This window comes from Bdellovibrionales bacterium, assembly GCA_019750295.1.
GTDB lineage: Bacteria > Bdellovibrionota > Bdellovibrionia > Bdellovibrionales > JAGQZY01 > JAIEOS01.
Genome location: JAIEOS010000117.1, coordinates 23,858 through 40,067, shown reverse-complemented (window position 1 = coordinate 40,067; position 16,210 = coordinate 23,858). Strand labels below are relative to the sequence as shown.

Annotated in this window: 18 protein-coding genes and 1 tRNA gene; 7 read left to right on the top strand and 12 right to left on the bottom strand. The window is 47.4% G+C overall.

Going from position 1 to position 16,210, the window contains the following annotated elements:
* Positions 1–79: 79 nt before the first annotated feature.
* Positions 80–469: an MAPEG family protein gene (locus K2Q26_14595; GenBank protein MBY0316747.1), complete on the bottom strand. Its 390-nt coding sequence runs from the start codon at positions 467–469 to the stop codon at positions 80–82.
* A gap of 8 nt (positions 470–477) precedes the next feature.
* Complete coding sequence (locus K2Q26_14590) at positions 478–1,611, bottom strand: flavodoxin family protein (GenBank protein MBY0316746.1); 1,134 nt, start codon at positions 1,609–1,611, stop codon at positions 478–480.
* A 118-nt stretch (positions 1,612–1,729) separates the two neighbouring features.
* On the opposite strand from K2Q26_14590, the gene rnhA reads away from it, so the two are divergent.
* The gene (rnhA, locus tag K2Q26_14585) at positions 1,730–2,467 is read left to right on the top strand and encodes a ribonuclease HI (GenBank protein ID MBY0316745.1); all 738 of its coding nucleotides are present in this window, start codon (positions 1,730–1,732) and stop codon (positions 2,465–2,467) included.
* Here rnhA and K2Q26_14580 read toward each other — a convergent pair.
* Complete coding sequence (locus K2Q26_14580; GenBank protein MBY0316744.1) at positions 2,460–3,680, bottom strand: glycosyltransferase family 4 protein; 1,221 nt, start codon at positions 3,678–3,680, stop codon at positions 2,460–2,462. The two genes, rnhA and K2Q26_14580, sit on opposite strands and share 8 nt — an antisense overlap.
* Positions 3,681–3,746: 66 nt before the next feature.
* On the opposite strand from K2Q26_14580, the gene K2Q26_14575 reads away from it, so the two are divergent.
* Both K2Q26_14575 and K2Q26_14570 read left to right on the top strand, forming a co-directional pair.
* A complete protein-coding gene (locus K2Q26_14575) occupies positions 3,747–4,031 on the top strand; it encodes a GlsB/YeaQ/YmgE family stress response membrane protein (protein MBY0316743.1) in 285 nt (94 codons plus the stop codon).
* 80 nt (positions 4,032–4,111) lie between these two features.
* Positions 4,112–5,407, top strand: a complete 1,296-nt coding sequence (locus K2Q26_14570) for a M24 family metallopeptidase (protein ID MBY0316742.1) — start codon at positions 4,112–4,114, stop codon at positions 5,405–5,407.
* A 3-nt stretch (positions 5,408–5,410) separates the two neighbouring features.
* Here K2Q26_14570 and K2Q26_14565 read toward each other — a convergent pair whose 3' ends face one another.
* Positions 5,411–5,701, bottom strand: coding sequence for a hypothetical protein (locus K2Q26_14565; protein MBY0316741.1), 291 nt, complete (start codon positions 5,699–5,701; stop codon positions 5,411–5,413).
* A gap of 208 nt (positions 5,702–5,909) precedes the next feature.
* Here K2Q26_14565 and K2Q26_14560 point away from each other — a divergent pair, with 208 nt between their 5' ends.
* Positions 5,910–6,560, top strand: coding sequence for a hypothetical protein (locus K2Q26_14560; protein MBY0316740.1), 651 nt, complete (start codon positions 5,910–5,912; stop codon positions 6,558–6,560).
* 323 nt (positions 6,561–6,883) lie between these two features.
* On the opposite strand, the gene K2Q26_14555 is transcribed toward K2Q26_14560, so the two are convergent.
* The 3 genes from K2Q26_14555 to K2Q26_14545 form a co-directional block, all read right to left on the bottom strand.
* Positions 6,884–9,028 (bottom strand): M3 family metallopeptidase, encoded by a 2,145-nt coding sequence (locus K2Q26_14555; GenBank protein MBY0316739.1) that lies wholly within the window; start codon positions 9,026–9,028, stop codon positions 6,884–6,886.
* Between the two features lie 68 nt (positions 9,029–9,096).
* On the bottom strand, positions 9,097–9,609 hold the full coding sequence (locus tag K2Q26_14550; GenBank protein ID MBY0316738.1) for a hypothetical protein: 513 nt from the start codon (positions 9,607–9,609) through the stop codon (positions 9,097–9,099).
* Positions 9,610–9,753: 144 nt separating this feature from the next.
* Complete coding sequence (locus K2Q26_14545; GenBank protein ID MBY0316737.1) at positions 9,754–10,209, bottom strand: DUF4267 domain-containing protein; 456 nt, start codon at positions 10,207–10,209, stop codon at positions 9,754–9,756.
* 37 nt (positions 10,210–10,246) lie between these two features.
* On the opposite strand from K2Q26_14545, the gene K2Q26_14540 reads away from it, so the two are divergent.
* Positions 10,247–10,480, top strand: coding sequence for a hypothetical protein (locus tag K2Q26_14540; GenBank protein ID MBY0316736.1), 234 nt, complete (start codon positions 10,247–10,249; stop codon positions 10,478–10,480).
* Positions 10,481–10,484: 4 nt separating this feature from the next.
* Positions 10,485–11,030: a 3'-5' exonuclease domain-containing protein 2 gene (locus K2Q26_14535; protein ID MBY0316735.1), complete on the top strand. Its 546-nt coding sequence runs from the start codon at positions 10,485–10,487 to the stop codon at positions 11,028–11,030.
* Between the two features lie 2 nt (positions 11,031–11,032).
* Here K2Q26_14535 and K2Q26_14530 read toward each other — a convergent pair whose 3' ends face one another.
* Positions 11,033–11,542 (bottom strand): CAP domain-containing protein, encoded by a 510-nt coding sequence (locus K2Q26_14530; GenBank protein MBY0316734.1) that lies wholly within the window; start codon positions 11,540–11,542, stop codon positions 11,033–11,035.
* A 62-nt stretch (positions 11,543–11,604) separates the two neighbouring features.
* Complete coding sequence (locus tag K2Q26_14525; protein MBY0316733.1) at positions 11,605–12,078, bottom strand: hypothetical protein; 474 nt, start codon at positions 12,076–12,078, stop codon at positions 11,605–11,607.
* Between the two features lie 258 nt (positions 12,079–12,336).
* On the opposite strand from K2Q26_14525, the gene K2Q26_14520 reads away from it, so the two are divergent.
* Positions 12,337–12,696, top strand: coding sequence for a hypothetical protein (locus tag K2Q26_14520; protein ID MBY0316732.1), 360 nt, complete (start codon positions 12,337–12,339; stop codon positions 12,694–12,696).
* A 40-nt stretch (positions 12,697–12,736) separates the two neighbouring features.
* On the opposite strand, the gene K2Q26_14515 is transcribed toward K2Q26_14520, so the two are convergent.
* From K2Q26_14515 to pepN, 3 genes are all read right to left on the bottom strand, one after another.
* Positions 12,737–13,291, bottom strand: coding sequence for a transposase (locus tag K2Q26_14515; GenBank protein MBY0316731.1), 555 nt, complete (start codon positions 13,289–13,291; stop codon positions 12,737–12,739).
* Between the two features lie 96 nt (positions 13,292–13,387).
* Positions 13,388–13,464: transfer RNA gene (locus tag K2Q26_14510), tRNA-Asp, on the bottom strand.
* A 77-nt stretch (positions 13,465–13,541) separates the two neighbouring features.
* Positions 13,542–16,199: an aminopeptidase N gene (pepN, locus tag K2Q26_14505; GenBank protein MBY0316730.1), complete on the bottom strand. Its 2,658-nt coding sequence runs from the start codon at positions 16,197–16,199 to the stop codon at positions 13,542–13,544.
* Positions 16,200–16,210: the final 11 nt, after the last annotated feature.

The window sequence follows — 16,210 nt, the reverse complement described above, 5'->3', positions numbered from 1 at the left end:
TTGACAACTTTAACTCGGTTTCATGTAAGATTTTTAGACGAGTCACCGCATTAGGAGAGCTGAACCCTCCTCTGGTCGCTTAGAAGAGTGCGATCAACATCATTCCAATGCCAATCAACGAGCCCAGCCACACTAAAGAGCGCACCACTGGAATTCCGGCAATATAAAGAGGAATATACACGATGCGTGCTGCAAAATAAATCTGCGCACCTAAAGAGGTGATGGGACTGCTCTGATTCGATACCGTCACCAACACGACTGCCGCCACAAAAAAGGGAAATGTCTCTTGAAAATTTTTAAACGATCGCTCAATGCGCCCCTTAACACCTCTTAACTCGGGCTTCTTTTCGTCTCGGGGACTCAAGTTCCAGGCCAAACCATACTCGGATGTTGAAGCCTGGGCGGCCATCAACAACTGCACGATTCCTAAAACTATAGTGTATCCTAACATGGTTAATTCAGTGCTCATAATGTCTCCTATTTTTTGATCGCGTGAGATAAGCCATGATCTGGCTCAACGACTCCCGCGCGAATGCTATTGATTTTTTCGACCAGGCTTAGCGCCCCGTTTTTAACTTCCGTCATAAAATTTTTGTCGGCATCAAGATCGTGGTGGCTGCTCGCATAAGGTTGGTTGTAGCCGATGTAACCTTCGAGCATTCCGCTACGGCCGGCGGGAATAAGTTCCATGTCCCTAAGCCAATCCACAAGATGATGACGAACATTATTCACACCTGTGGCATCTCCATGAACAACGACGGAAAAAGCTCGCCCGGCAAGATGTTTTGGATAGGGCCAACCGGCCAGCTCCATTTTTTTCGCTTGGATGACATTTTTTCCAGAAGTGCTCGTTGGATCTGCGTTTCCACCATCGGCGCAGACCAATCGATCGATCATCAGTTTTAAAACACTCGGAGTTTGGTACCAATGCACCGGAGTGATAATCATGATCCCATGAGCACTCACCCATTTTTCGTAGATCTCGTTCATCCAGTCATGATGATGACCGAGCGAGTGGTTGGGATAACACGAGCAGGGCCAGTGACAAAGAGCCATGGACGTCGAAACACATCCCTTACAGGGATGAATCGTTTTCCCGTACTCAGAGGTCACGCGACTTAAATCTAAAAAGTCGATCTCAACCCCTTTCTCCATAAAAATCTCTTTGGCGGCCTCCACCATACGATAGCTTTTGGGAATTTCTCCGGGACAGGTGTGCTCATTGCGTGGCGAACCATTGATCACAAGCACTCGGTTCTTTGATGTGGTCCATGCGGCCTGCGCCTTTTGAATTTTTTGGTGAGCGGAAAGCCACTCGGCCGAAAGTTTATATTCGGGATCCTTAAACGCGGGACCCGCCTTCACCGTGATGGGAGCTTTTCGATGGGCGTTGTAGTTTTCCCACGCCCTCTCCACGATGCGTTCCACTTCCACGGACACATCCTTAAAATGAGGATCAAAAAAATTCCTACGGTACTGTTCTTTAAAACGCTGTTCACTCAGTTGAGTTTCTGGCTGACCTTTTCTGACGACGATGCTTTCAAAAATGTGTTCAAACATGCTTTCCATCTTTGCAAACGCCGAGCCCACAATAAGCCCACAGACCGTCAAGCCTCCTGCCTACGAAGTGGCTGTTTTCAGCTTACAATCGGGGCAATTTAGGAAGAACTGGGGAGATAAGCTCCAAAGTTCCGTGGACAAATTCAAGAGCGTTGACTAACATCCCTTCGTGACTTCGTTTAAAGACAAAATTGTTATTCATACGGATGGAGCGTGTTCGGGGAATCCCGGCCCTGGCGGCTGGGGCTGCATCGTGACTCTCCCCGAGGGGCAAGTGCGCGAGTTCGGCGGCGGCCAACCGGCCACAACCAACAATCAAATGGAACTTCAAGCCGTCATCAGCGCCTTCGAGTCGATTCATGACCGTGCTGAAGATGTGATGGTCTGCACCGATTCCACCTATGTCATTCGCGGCATCACTCAGTGGATCTGGGGCTGGATGCGCAAAGGTTGGGTCAACGCCCAAGGCGAACCCGTCGCTAACAAGCAACAGTGGCAAGAGCTGCATGCGCTTCATTCCCGACGAGGAAAAAACAATGTCACTTGGCACTATGTGCGGGGACATCAAGGCAATCCCGGCAACGAACGCTGTGACGAAATTGCAGTTTGCTTTTCGAAGAGACAGTACTGCGAATTGTACGACGGACCTCTCCTCCAGTACGAACACAATCCTTACGATCTACCCGAAGACACTTCTCTGCCGCCCATGCGCGAGGCCACCCCTAAAGCCAAAGCTTACTCTTACTTAAGCGCAGTGAATGGCACAGTGGAGCGCCATCAAACGTGGTCCGATTGCGAACGCCGAGTGAAAGGCCGCTCCGGTGCTAAATTTAAAAAAGCACTATCCCCGGCGGACGAAGAAGTGATTCTCGCCGAATGGGGCTACTCTTCGAAAGATCTTAAATAGGTCGATGGGACGCGATGATACGGCGGTGAAGTTTTTCGATCTGCGAAAGCGTCGCTTCGGGCCCGCACTGCTTTTCTAACATCTTACGGCCGTTGACTCTTAGAGATTCTTGGAGCGACGGATCTTTAAGAATTTGAACCGTCTTCGCAATCAACTCCTCATTGGTTTCTCCAAGAGCGACGTGAACCATATCTTTCACATTAAGACCTTCGATCCCTTCTGAGTTTGTAACGACGGGCACACCAAAGGCTAAAGCCTCTTGAATTTTGATCTTCATCCCACTTCCGCGACCGGGAGCATAAACGAGCACCGAAGCCTGTTCAAAGTAGGGTTGTATTTCGGGCACGTTTTCTAAAATTTCGATTTGAGGTTGATCGAGAAAATCTTTGAGATGCTCTCGCGCGGCCCAACCCACAATTCTCAGTTTAGCGTTTGGAATTTGTCGGAGAATCTCGGGCCACAGTTCTCCGGCCAATCTCTTTGCGGCCGAAAGCGAAGGCGACCACTGCATATTTCCTATAACCGTAATGATGGGCTCTTGAGTTTGCCTTTGCGAGGTGGAAATAAAAGGATAGAGAGACAAATCAATTCCAAAAGGAATCGACTCTAAGTGTTTTTTAGGAACACCCCAGCTGTGAATGTGTTCCTTGAGCCGCGGCGAACAGGTCCGAATGTGCGGATAATGATTTAAAATTTTTTTCTCCGCCGCAAACCACCTTTGGAACATAAATCGATATTTAAGTCCTTTCGGTTTTTCTAACTCTAAATCAATGGCTAAAAGGAAATGAACATTGATCAGCGTTTTGTGAGGCCAAGCCCATGTGCCCCAGCCCGCCCAAGTCTGCTCCACGTGAATGATATCGTAGGAGTCGGGATTTAAACTCTCCAGTTTTTTTAGAAACTCGGCACTCAACGAAAACTTTTGCGGATACAGTATGGTTTTGATTTTTGATAAAAATCCTTTGGGCTTATCAAACGCGAAGAAATGCATATTGCGCCAGTCTTTAAAAACGACTCGCGCTTTGTCGAGATCCTTATCGTTTCCACTGGTGACGAGGACATCAAAGTCATAGCCCCGGGCTTTAAATCCCTGGACCAATACATGGAACCAGCGGCTGGCCGCATTGCCAAAAGGCAAAGGGGGTTCAATCAAAATGATCAGCGCTTTATAGGCCATGAGATTAAAGTTAGAGGTCTTATTTCGTAAATGCAACCGCCTAGACTCGATCTTGCTCTGTGATGAATTTGCGAGCAAAATTAGGGGATGGACATTAATTTTATGGTTCAAAAGTTTTTGGCGATCCCTTACGTTCCCCTCGCGGTGAACTGGGTCGGTTTAGGCTTAGCATCAGGAGTGGTGGCCAAAGTTCTTCTTCCCGGCGACGAAAAGTTAGGATGGATTCGTACCATTCTTTTGGGAATCTTGGGCGCCTTTTTAGGCGGCGTGCTCGCCGCTCAAGTGGGCTTGAATGTCCGCGTCGGCTGGAACGTCTACGGATTTGCCGCCGCCGTCGCAGGATCTTTAGTATTACTCCTAGTGAATCGCGTCGTAACACGTTCGTAGCAGTAAGCCGCTCCTAGTTTTTCAAACGACATTAATTATTTTTTATGCAATATTGCGGAAACCTGACGAGAGGTGGAGCCATGATTTTTTCCAAACAAGCCATCAATAACCGGCAAACCCAATTACAGAAAGCCTGGAGTCCTCTTTTATCTCCGTCCGACGCCGTGATTGTTTCCTGCGGTGTTCCCACGCAAAAACCGGGTGGTCTCGACCAAAATTACGATTTTTTACCTCACCCCTCTTACTACTGGCTCACGGGCCGGCGTCGCGCTGAGGGCGTCGCCGTCTTTTCGTTAGATTCAGGTTGGACAGTTTACGAGCCGCCCGTCTCGAGAGATGAGAAGCTTTGGGAGGGTCTCAGTGACACTGGTGAAAACTTACCCACGCTCAAAGATCTCGCGACGTTTTTCAAAAAGAACTCCTTTCATCGCGTCTTTTTGGTCGGAGGTCCACTTCCCTTTCTCGACACTCTTGGTCTCCCCTTCCAACACGATCTCGATCTGCAACTTCTGCAAACGATGAACACCATTCGTCGGGCTAAAGATTCTGAAGAAGTGGCGCTCATCCAGAAAGTGGGCCACATGGCCAATGCCGGCTACAAAGTTTTGCGCCAGTTGATTCGACCAGGTCTCACCGAAAGACAATTGCAAATCGAGTACGAAGCCGAAGTCTTTCGCGCTGGCGCTCACGGAATGCCCTACGGGACGCTGATGGGCAGCGGCCCTAACTCCGCCATCCTCCATGCGGTGCCCAGCCACCGCGTGCTCGGCGAAAACGAAATGCTCCTCGTTGATGGCGGGGCGGAAGTCTTTGATTACTGCGTCGATGTCACCCGCCAATTCTCCACCTCGGGCCAATTCACTCCCCGACAAAAAGATATGGTGAGCCTTGTCGCTAAAGCACAGGCTCAAGCGATTCAGAGCTGTACGATCGGCCGCGAGTGGCATGACGTCCATTTGACCGCGGCTCGAGTGATTGCCGAAGGCTTACACGCATTAAAGATTTTTAAGAGCGATGTGACGACCGTTTTAGAGAGCGGCGCGATCTCCATATTCTTTCCTCATGGGATAGGCCATTTGGTGGGTCTTCGAGTCCGAGACACAGGACAGGAAGAAAACGTGAACCCCAAAAAATATTGCGGGGTTCGACTTCGCGTCGATCTTCAACTGCAGGAAAACACTTTGATCACCGTAGAGCCCGGGTGTTACTTTCACTCTTCATTGATCAACGATCCCGAACTTCGCGCTCAGTACAAAGATTTTATAAATTGGGATGAGCTCGAAAAGTGGAAAGACTTTGGCGGAATTCGCCTCGAGGACAATGTCCTCATCACCGCAAAGGGCCCTCAGGTCCTCACCGCGATGATCGAAAAATAGAACTCACTTGACCGATGGAGTGGAGCAACTAAAACTTTGTCCGTCGGTCTTTAGAGCAAGAGTGCCGCCGCGGCTGGTCTGTAATGTCAAAGAAAAATGGGGACTTTTTAAAACGTTCACTTTTTCGGTCTCAACGAGAGGCTCTAAGTTTCCACGATCCGCAACGTAGAGTTTTCCTCCCCAACTTTTGATCGATGGATTGTCTTTCCCGCAATCGAGAATCGTAACGACTTGGCTCGAAGCGAGAGCGTGGGGGGATGCGAGTAAAATACAGAACACTATAATTTTATTCATACCGTTTTCTTTCTACACAACTGGGTTCAAATCCAAAGGCCTCCAATATAACAAGATCCTCGCGAGAGAGCATGTCTCCGTAGCGCGACTAAATTTTTTACCTAAATTTGAGTTTTTTACTCAACACCTGGAGCCATTCCGGCGCTTTTTTCCATCAAAGAATTAGATGAGCTGTTGACCACCCATAGGAATATCTTATGATTTACAGATGTATCATAGGACCCACTACGAGTTTGCGGAATTTGCGGAAGAAGCCATATGTGCGGTCATTATGGCCCTGTCAGTCCTCAATTCGATTTATCTCTCCTCATCCAAAGAGGGGATCGTCAACATCAACGTTATGATCTTTTCGGTCTTCGGAGCAAATTTCGCCTGGGGCATGATTGATGGTGTCGTTCAATATGTCGGAATCGAAGTTCGGCGTGCCCGATTTAAAAGATTGTCGAGATCTCTCCGAGCTTCCATGAAGCTCGATCAATTTATTAGCCATCTTCAACATAATATCGACGAAGACATTTTGCACACGTGGGGCGAGGATGCGGTGGCACTGCTCTTCACAAAGAAAGAGAGACTTGCTGATCCGGAAAAAATCATTTTATCTTCGAAAGACTTGCTTGCTTTTGTGGGAGTGATGGCCGTTTATCTTTTTGCCGCTATCGCTGTGACCGCCCCCCTTCTCATCATACATCCGAGCTATAATGCAGTCGTGACTTCAAATATTCTTGCGACAATCGCCCTGTTTGCCATCGGCTATGGCTGGGGTTGTTCGACGGAGCAGAATCATCCTTTTTACTTCGGACTTATAATTGCTTTTGTTGGATTTGTATTGTTGGGCCTTTGTGTTTCACTTGGAGGCTGAGGATCGCCGAAGTCTCTCAATTTCGGGATAGTGTTCATACTATCCCGAAGATTTTTAGGAACCGATTATTTTTTAGCGCTGGGTTTAGTCTTACTTTCATTTTTTTTATCTTTAGGCTTGTTCTGATCTGCTTTTTTATTTCCCTTTTTCATTTCCCCCTCCTTTCACGATAGCTTCGCAGATCGATAGAGCAAATGAGGTGCCACCCTCAGAGCTCACTTGTTTAACTTCTGTAGAACCTCCAGTGGAATTCCTGCCCCGACGGAGCAAAATGCCTTTGGAGGGTTGACCAGTAACTTCGGATGATCGGGTCCCACTTCTTTTTAGTGCGCGCCAGCTCCGGAGGTGCGGCCAACCGCTGCGTCCGTCGCAAATCCCCGCGATTTTAAAAGGGCGTCGGGCTTAGGATCGCGTCCTCTAAAATTGCGATAGGCTTCGGCAGGATCAATGGAGTTCCCCACGGCTAATAATTTTTCGCGGAATTTCTTGGCGGTCTTCTTATCATAGGGACTTCCCGCTTGCGTGAAAGCTTCAAAGGCATCTTGATTAAGCACTTCGGCCCAGAGATAACCATAGTAGCCTGCGGCATATCCTTCTCCAGAGAAGATGTGACCAAAGTGATGGGTTCGATGGCGCATCACGATTTCTGACGGCATGCCGAGTTCTTTGAGAGTTTCCTTTTCAAACTTCACGGGATCGATCTTTTTCTCCGTCGACAAGTGGAACTTCATGTCCACGATGGCGGAGCTTAAAAATTCGACGCTCCGAAAACCTTCGTTGGCATTTTTGGCTTTTTCGATTTTGGCAATAAGGTCTTTAGGAATTGGCTTTCCCTCTTTGTTGGTCAGGAATTTTAAGACCTCTGGAGTTTCCAGATAGTGCTCGTGGAACTGTGATGGAAATTCGACAAAGTCTCTGGCCGTATTTGTTCCTGAAAGCGATGGATACACCACGTTGGAATTTAACCCGTGAAGCGCATGACCAAACTCATGAAACATGGTCGTCGCATCATCCCATGATATCAAGACGGGATCACCGGGATTCCCTTCGATAAAATTGGAGTTGTTGGAAACTAACGTCGTGACGGGTTTATTGTCTAACTTCGATTGTTCGCGAAACGCGTTCATCCAAGCGCCGGAACGTTTTCCTGGGCGAGCATAGGGATCGAAGTACCATAGACCCACCTCTTGCCCGTCGCGAGACACTTTATACACAGTGACGCTCGGGTGATAAACAGGAATACCTTCTAATTTGTCGAATTTTAAACCGTAGAGTTTTTCAGCCGACCAGAACATGGCTTTACGAATATTTTCCAACTGGAGGTAAGGCTTTAAAATATCCATATCGAGATCATACTTCGCCTTACGAGTCTTCTCGGCATAGAAACGATAATCCCAAGGCTGAACTTTGAAATTTCCTTTTTCTGCATCGACGAGCTTCTGCATTTCGACGACATCTTGTTTTACTTTTTCGACGGCCGGTTTCCAGACCTTTAGCATCAGATCCATAGCCTTTTGAGGATCTTTCGCCATGGTGTCGGCCAAGTGCCAGTGCGCGTAGGTGGGATATCCAAAAAGCTTGGACCGTTCTAAACGCAGAGCCAGGATCTCGCTAATCACTTTGCTATTGTTATACTTATTTTTATTTTCTCCGCGAGATGTCCAAATCTTAAACGCTTTTTCTCGTAGAGCCCGTTGGGACGAAAAAGTTAAAAAAGGCTCCATGCTCGACCGCGTATTGGAAATCACCCATTGACCTTTTTGCTTGCGACGATCGGCCTCGGAGGAGGCCGCATCGATCAACCATTGCGGCAAACCTTCCAGATCCTTTCTATCTTTAATCACTAAAGACTCTTTTTCCTCATCGGCAAGAACGTTTTGGCTAAACTGAGTGTCCAGCGTGGCCAGCCGTTGATTGATTTTTGCCACTTGGGCTTTTTGCTTTTTATTCAGGAGAGCCCCTCGTTGTACGAATTGATTGTACTGCTCCCACACCAGACGTTGCTGCTCTGGAGTTAATTTCGCTTTCTCTGGAGAATCAGAGATGGCTTTGATGCGCGCAAAAAGTTTTTCATTCTGAACTATTTCATCGCCAAAAGCCGCGAGCAATGGTGAGAGCTCTTGCTCGACTTTTTGAAACTCCGGAGTGTTCATCGCACTGGACCAAACACCGTAGATGGTCATGACATTGCGAAAGGCCTTTCCTCCCCGTTCCATCTCTGCCAACGTATTGTCGAAGGTCGGTGGTGCGGGGTTTTCTGCAATCGCTTTATATTCTTTTCGAGACATTTCCATGGCGGCGATCACCGCGGGCTTGATGTCGGAGACTTTCACTTGATCAAAGGGAGGCACGCCGCCGTGGGCTCCGGTCCATTCGGCAAGTAAGGGATTTGCGCTTTGCGGATTTTGAGCCTGAGCCAATGAGAACGTCATAAAAGCAGCCCCACACAGTAATAAAAAAAGTTTCATAGATTCTCCTCGTTCGAAGAACCTACCCTCTTTCTCGGGGGTGAAACAACCTTTTTAGAGAGGTCGATTTATTCCTTGGCGGGAGCGTCGCAATCGACAGCCAGGCGCTGTCCTGCACTCTGTAAGCGCTCTCTGAACTTCGTTTTTTCAGCCACGATGATTTTTACGGCTTTTTTCTGAGAGATTTCGCCTTTAGAAAGAGACCAATAAAGCTCGATCTCAAGCTTAGGACGAGACGCTTTGACCAATTTATGCTCTGGCCAGAGATTCACGTCGGAATTATTACCGCCGAGCGCGAGAGGGATAAAATGATCAATCGTATATCGATGACGGCATTTTTCCGGAATATTGTACTCTTCGTAAATTCTTCTTTTTTGAGAGGCGCTGACTTTTCGCGCACAATAAGCGATCTCTTCGGGATACCGATAATCATAAAAATCGTGATCTTCTTCGGAACACATGTCACCCGCCGTCACTTCGGGATCGGGTTGTAAGGGATAGGCCGCATTCAGTGCCGGTGTGATGAATAAAACAGAAACTAAGATCGTGTTTAGTAAGGTTATATTTAGCAGCAAACTCATTCCCCCCAAGTTTGTAAGCAATATCGTACCGATTCGATCAACTTTGTATTTATCTCAATTTTTAACGGAGGAGGAATTGAAGTCAATTCTCCGGTGAATCCTGACCAACTTCTAACAAAAATAAGAGGGCGAGCGGCCTAAATATTAGGCAATAAAGAAGACCACCCACAGGCCAAAAGCACCGGCCCCCAGTGCCCCTAACATATGCGTGACTGCGGCTTTTCTCTCGCCGTAATTAAAGACGATCAGAAAATCGGACAGAGCAACGAGAGCGATCAGAATATGAATCAAGCCCACAAACATCCACGACTGAAAATAAAATAAGAGCAGTACGGTCAAGCCCATAAAAACATCGCGCACTCCCGTCGCCACCACAAAATGTTTGGCAGCTCCCACGGCTTTAATGCCAAAATTTGTCGACATCAACTCGGGCTTTATGATGGCCCCAATTCCAATCAAACAAGCTACAACTCCCGAGAGAAGCGGGAAATAAAGAAGCAGTCCAAATAAGGTCATAAATTTTCCGATCGTCAGTGGATTAAAAGCCAAGGTAACACCAGAATCGTTGATCAACAAACGGAATCCCAGGTTGACTGTCACGCTTTTTGCTATCAAGGTGGCGGTATAGAGGTAACAAATGGCAAAATCGAAAGCTTTGATCTACGATACACTTGTCGACGTGGTTTTAAAAAACGGCGAAGAGCTCGTCGGTTACATTAACAAAGAGCGCATGCAAAAAGAGTCCGAGCGTGACTTTGTAAAGCTCTCTAACAAGAAGGTCACTAAAGGTGTTCGCTCTGTTGAAAAACGCATTAAAACGACTCAGATCGCGTCCATCGCCAAGTCGAAAGCCACCGCTCCGAATTTCTAAAAGAATGACGGACAGCGAGTCGCCTGCGAAAAAATCTATAAAATTCCAAGGAAAAATTCACCTCATCGCCAGCGATCAAATGCTGGCCGACGTGAATTTATCAACGATTGAAGCCTTTGGCTTCGACACCGAAACTAAACCGGCCTATCGCAAAGGCGAAAATTTTAAAACCGCTCTCTTACAATTAGCCACAGACACCGACGCCTATCTGTTTCGCATGCATTATTTAAAAAAATTCGATGCGCTCCGAGACGTCTTTGAGAATCCCAACGTGATTAAAGTGGGCGCAGCGATCTCCCACGATCTCAAACAACTGCAAAGAATCTTCCCCTTCAGTCCCAAAGGTTTTATCGACATCCAAAGCATTGGTAAACAAAAAGGCCTAAAGCATTTGGGATTAAAAAAAATGACGGAAGAAGTCCTCGGAGCAACCCTTTACAAGGGTCCAAAGATGACGAACTGGGAGCGCCAATTCCTCACCGACGAACAAATGCTCTACGCCGCCACCGACGCCTGGGTCGGCCTCGAGCTGTATCGCCACCTCAAATAAAACTATTCATTAGTAAAGCACTGAGCAAAGTAGCCATTAAAGATACCTATGCCGATCGCCGTAGCGTTCGGACTTAAGATATTGGCGCGATGACCTGGGGAATCCATCCAACCGGCAACTACCTGTTTGTAGTAACTGTTCCCCGCGGATGACCACGCCACATTCTCAGCTCCCCAGGTTCCCGGTAATTGATACGCCTTCGCTCTGCGACCAAAATTTCCAAACTGGGGGCTGTCATGAGACAACTTCTGCTCGCGAGCCATGTCCTTGGAGTGATCCTGTGCCAGGTAGCTACAGCTCACGGAGCCTCGGAGGGGTGGAAGTCCATGAGCCATACGCGCTCGATTCGTATCGCGAAAGACAGAGCATTGCTGCTCGGTGTACCCTTGCAAGCATGGCGGCAGGCCTCGGGACACAACTTTCTCGGGGGTGTGACCGTGGCTCGTAGGCCGCACGGAGACACAGCTACTCAACAAAGTAGCCATCGAAACTAATATTAACTTGATCGTCATTTTAAAGATCTGCCCCTCGATACGCAGAATTAATTCCCGCACTTGCCAAAATTACATTCAGCTTAATCAGGGTATCCTTCTTCAAAGATAAAACTCAATTGCCCATCGATTCTAACGACGTGGGTCGTATGGCCGTCAGAGTAGCTCGGCGTAGATGTCTCTGTGCACATTTGAATCTCTTTGTTCTTAAGGAGATCTCCAAGCTCTTGCAAGCGCAAAGTCAGCTCATCTTTAAAGGGGGAAAATTTCTCCGTATCTCCATAGAGAACTTCGATCGCGCTAATGGCATAAGCCTCCACCAAATCAACGACTTCCGACGAATTCACTTTCTCAAAACATTGGTCCTTACCTGGCATTTCCTCAGATGGACTTAAACTTGAAAAAGAAATGAAGTAATTTTGATCTACCAGTTCACCCTCTTGATCAATTCGTGTAAAGAAGTCCGCCATTTTTTCAACCGCCGACGCTGTCGTCGCCGAGGCGAATAAAGGGAAATGTAGAATCATAACAAATAAGACTTTTAATAAATGGTTCATAGACACTCCTAAGTTAAGATAAATAAAAGTACGCCCGTCGACCGAAGTAAGTAATCTTAAAACTAGGAACCATTAAAATTTTCAAATCAACAACTAATATCTGTTGTAGAAAATGCCGACTTTTTTGACGACTCAGCCACCCCAAACTTTGACATTGCAAGACAACTCTCTCCATCTGCCGGGTCGTCAAATTAGGCCATAGGGTGATCTCTCATTGAATGAGCCTGCTCACGTGCTAAGAACCTCTACGGAGGTGCCATGAGCCCGACAATGTTCCTCATCACAATATTTACTTCAGTTTACGGAGACTCTTCCAAATTTATAAGATGTTATGCGACGGATGAGCACAGAATCACCCATGTTGTGGATTTCTTGTCCAAGGGAGAAAACAAAGTGGAAGGCATAGAAAAGGTCCTCGTCAAGGATGTTTGGAGCGACCAAGCCGTGGACCTTCGGGACATGGCAACTTTGAAATCACCGTTGATCCGAAGTGATGAGCTCGATCACTTGACCCTCAAGCCCTACATGACTCACATAAAGATCACCCATCAGGGTCCTCACCAAAAAGGAGAGGAGAAATGGGTCCACGGCAACACTATCTGTTATTATAAGTTTTAGTTTGAGACTAGGTAACAGTTCCCTTTCGGTAAATTAGAGACTAGGTAACAGTTCCCTTTCGGTAAATTAAGTCACAAGGTTCAATCCAACTCCCTCTTTCAGAGCGAGGAATATGAAATTCTCGGCGCCTTAATCCCTTTCGTATTCCTTCTTCTATTTCGTTACTGAACGTTTCATTGAGCCATTCAAGGTCATATTCGATGATCGACTTCTTTAGGGCAAAAAAATCATAATTGTCCCAATTAAATTCTTCAGCGTCTCGATTGAGAGAGGAATAGGTATAACTTTGTACATCAGTACACAGTTTCGCCCGCACTGGATTTCTAAAAATATATTTTGTGCAGTTCCAATAATAGGCCTCGTGGTTGACGACAGTCCATTTGTACCGCCCACCGAAAAAGTGATTGATTCGACCACAACTTTTGTTCGCCAACCGAGCAACCTCTCTGTGCAGATACTTCATAGCCTCACCAATGTTTAGGTCCGGCGTACTTATCAGCAAATGGTAATGATTCGACATCAAAACAAAACTGTGAATATCGCAATTGAACTGTCGCTTCACTTGAAACAGCACACCCACAAAGATTATCCACAACGTCTCCGGTTCTAGATAAAAGAATTCCTTATTGTTCGACCGTAGAACCGTAGAACCAGAACCGTAGAACCGTAGAACCACTGTTACCTAAAAAATTGGCGGAGTGGACGGGACTCGAACCCGCGACCTCCTGCGTGACAGGCAGGCGTTCTAACCAACTGAACTACCACTCCGTTAGAAGAAAAGTTTTTATATAAGGACTCTGGGGGGGATTCAACCCCAAAGTCACAAAATTGTTGGAATATTTAAATTAGATCGCCCGCGCCGTTTTGATCTTGGCGCGAATGCCTACGCATCGCTCATCTTCCTGCGCGTGGATCTTAAGATTCTTCTGTAAAGACGGCGGGAGATCGCCGTTATCTTCAATAAAAGAGCGCAAGCCGCTGACGCTATCCGTCGTACAGAAGGTGGGCGCGAGATCTGCCAGGGGTCTTAAATACTCCGGAGGCTGGGCTTTGAGCGCCTTAATCTCCTTGTAAAAATCATCCTTAAATTGAGCCTGGAGATTCTCTTGGTTATAAGGGAAGATGCCGCTCATCACTGGGCGCAGTTTGCCTAATGGATTCTCCTTGGAGGGGCCCTGAGTGATCTTTCCCCACAGCTCTTTCTTGACGGCGAGATCTGGAGTCAACGCGAGCGTCTCTAACGCCGCCTGCTGACCTTCGTAAGTCGAATCCTTAGCGCGTTCCGCATCCACATACGCCTTCGCTAGAGACGGATTATTGCGGTTTAAAGACTGGAGAATATTCCAGCGACGATCTTGATCGATCTTAAACTTTAAAAATGCGGGCGTCTTTTTAAGATAACCTAAAATGATCTGCTGATCCTTCTCGACCTCCACGGAATCCACGTAAGCATCAAACCACACTTTTTGTAAGTCGGCGGTCGGAGCCTCCACCATAGCCTCGTAGCAAAGCGTGGTGAGATCGCGAGCTAAACGATTGCGCGCGTCCTTCCACGCGTTGTCTTGCGGAAAGTACTTTCGCACCACTCCAAAGCCCCGTCCGAGAATGCCACTTAAGGTGTCCAGGCTCGTTTCTTTTTTGGCGTGCAGATAAACCATCCGTAGGTATTCTGTCGCGGGAAGTTTTTGATCCAGCACTAAATCCCAAACGGTGCCCCACAAGCCACTTCGCAAGAGCTCATCTTGTTGGCGAGACAAATAATCCATGGTCGTCTGTAAACTTTTTTCGTCCAAATGAACCTTGGCGTAATCTTGATCGTTGTAATTGGGGTAGATCAAAGTGATTTCGTCGCAACTCATTCCTTTAAGCTCCGCGATGGGCGTGGACGCTTGCGAGTACTCGAGATCTATCGTTTTTAAAAGCTTTGTGCCCTTCTTTTCACCGAAGACCGCAATCTGAGTTTTGTGGGGGCGAAGCACCTCAAAGCCCGGGTTAGAGGTTTGCTCTAACGTCGCCTGACTGACCTTTCCCGCCTTGCACGACCATTTGACTTCCATCGTGTTCACGTTGGCCGTCTGCAGCCACTTTTGCTTCCACGACTGCAATTCCTTGCCATGAGCGCGCTCTAACGCCGCGATAAAATCAGTGAGCGTTGTGTTGCCCCCCGCATAACGTTTAAAATAATCCTGCAGTCCTTTTTGAAAGGTCTTGGGGCCAATATAAAACGCCAGTTGTTTTAAAACGGAAGCACCTTTTCCGTAAGTGATGGCATCAAAGTTGGCAAAAACAACGTCGGTATTGGCGACTTCGAACTCTATGGGATGAGTCGTGGTCAATTGGTCGGCATGATAAGCGCCCCGCTTTTCGCTCGTGTTGAAATCCACCCACGAGTCTTTATACGGAGTTCCCTCGGTGAGAGCCAATGTCGCCGCATACGTGGCGAAACTTTCGTTCAACCAAATGTCATTCCACCACTTCATGGTGACGAGATCGCCGAACCACATGTGCGCCATCTCGTGCAAGATCACTTCGGCCAAGCGACGCTTTTGGGCCCGTTGCTTTTGACCGCGAGTGACAAATCGTGTTTCGTTAAACGTCACGGCGGCCACGTTCTCCATCGCTCCGGAATTAAAGTCAGGAACGATCACCTGATCATATTTTTTATAGGGATACGGTGTTTCAAAATACTTTTCGAAAAACTGGAAGCCCTGCTGGGTGGTGCTAAACCATTCTTTAGGATCCACATGCTTTGCCAAACTCTGCCGAGCGAACAAACGCAAGGGGATCGTTTGATAAGGAGTTTTCACCTGACTTGTCCACATCTTGTATGGGCCAGCATGGAGTGAGTAAACGTAAGTGCTAAAGGCCTCCGATGCCGGAAAGGTCCACTGTTTAAAACCATTCACCTCTTCCACTTTGCTCTCGCGCGTGGACGTGATCACGGTCCAATTCTTAGGCGCGATCACCGTCGACTGATAAGTGGCTTTGATGTCGGGCTGATCAAACATAGGTGCGAGAGCATTGGCATCATAGGGTTCAAAATCGGTGTAGAGGTAAGCATTTTTATCGGCCGGATCTTCGTAGCGATAGAGACCTGAACCCGTCGGGCTGTATCCATGTTTAAATTGCACTTCCACAATATTAACACCGGTTTTTAATGAGTCTTTGGGAAGACGAATAAAATAACCATTGTGATCGACTTTTACATTTCGGTTATTGATCTTTAGACTTTGCACGGTGCCTTCGAAAAAATCTAAAGTCGTCTCTTGAGCCGAGGCCATTTTAAAAGTGGCCTTGGAGGTTCCCGTAAAAAAATCAGGTTGAGTGAGATTAAACTGAAAATCGTAATGGACATCGCTGATCAATTCCGCACGATATTCGGCGTATTGTTTTTCGATCATTCGCCCTGGAGTGCGCCAAGCCAGGCTGCCTTTTTTAATGGCTGGAGTGGATTCGCAGGCAATGACAAAGCCAGCAATCAGAGTGATAAATAAAAAACGCATGAATACCCCCG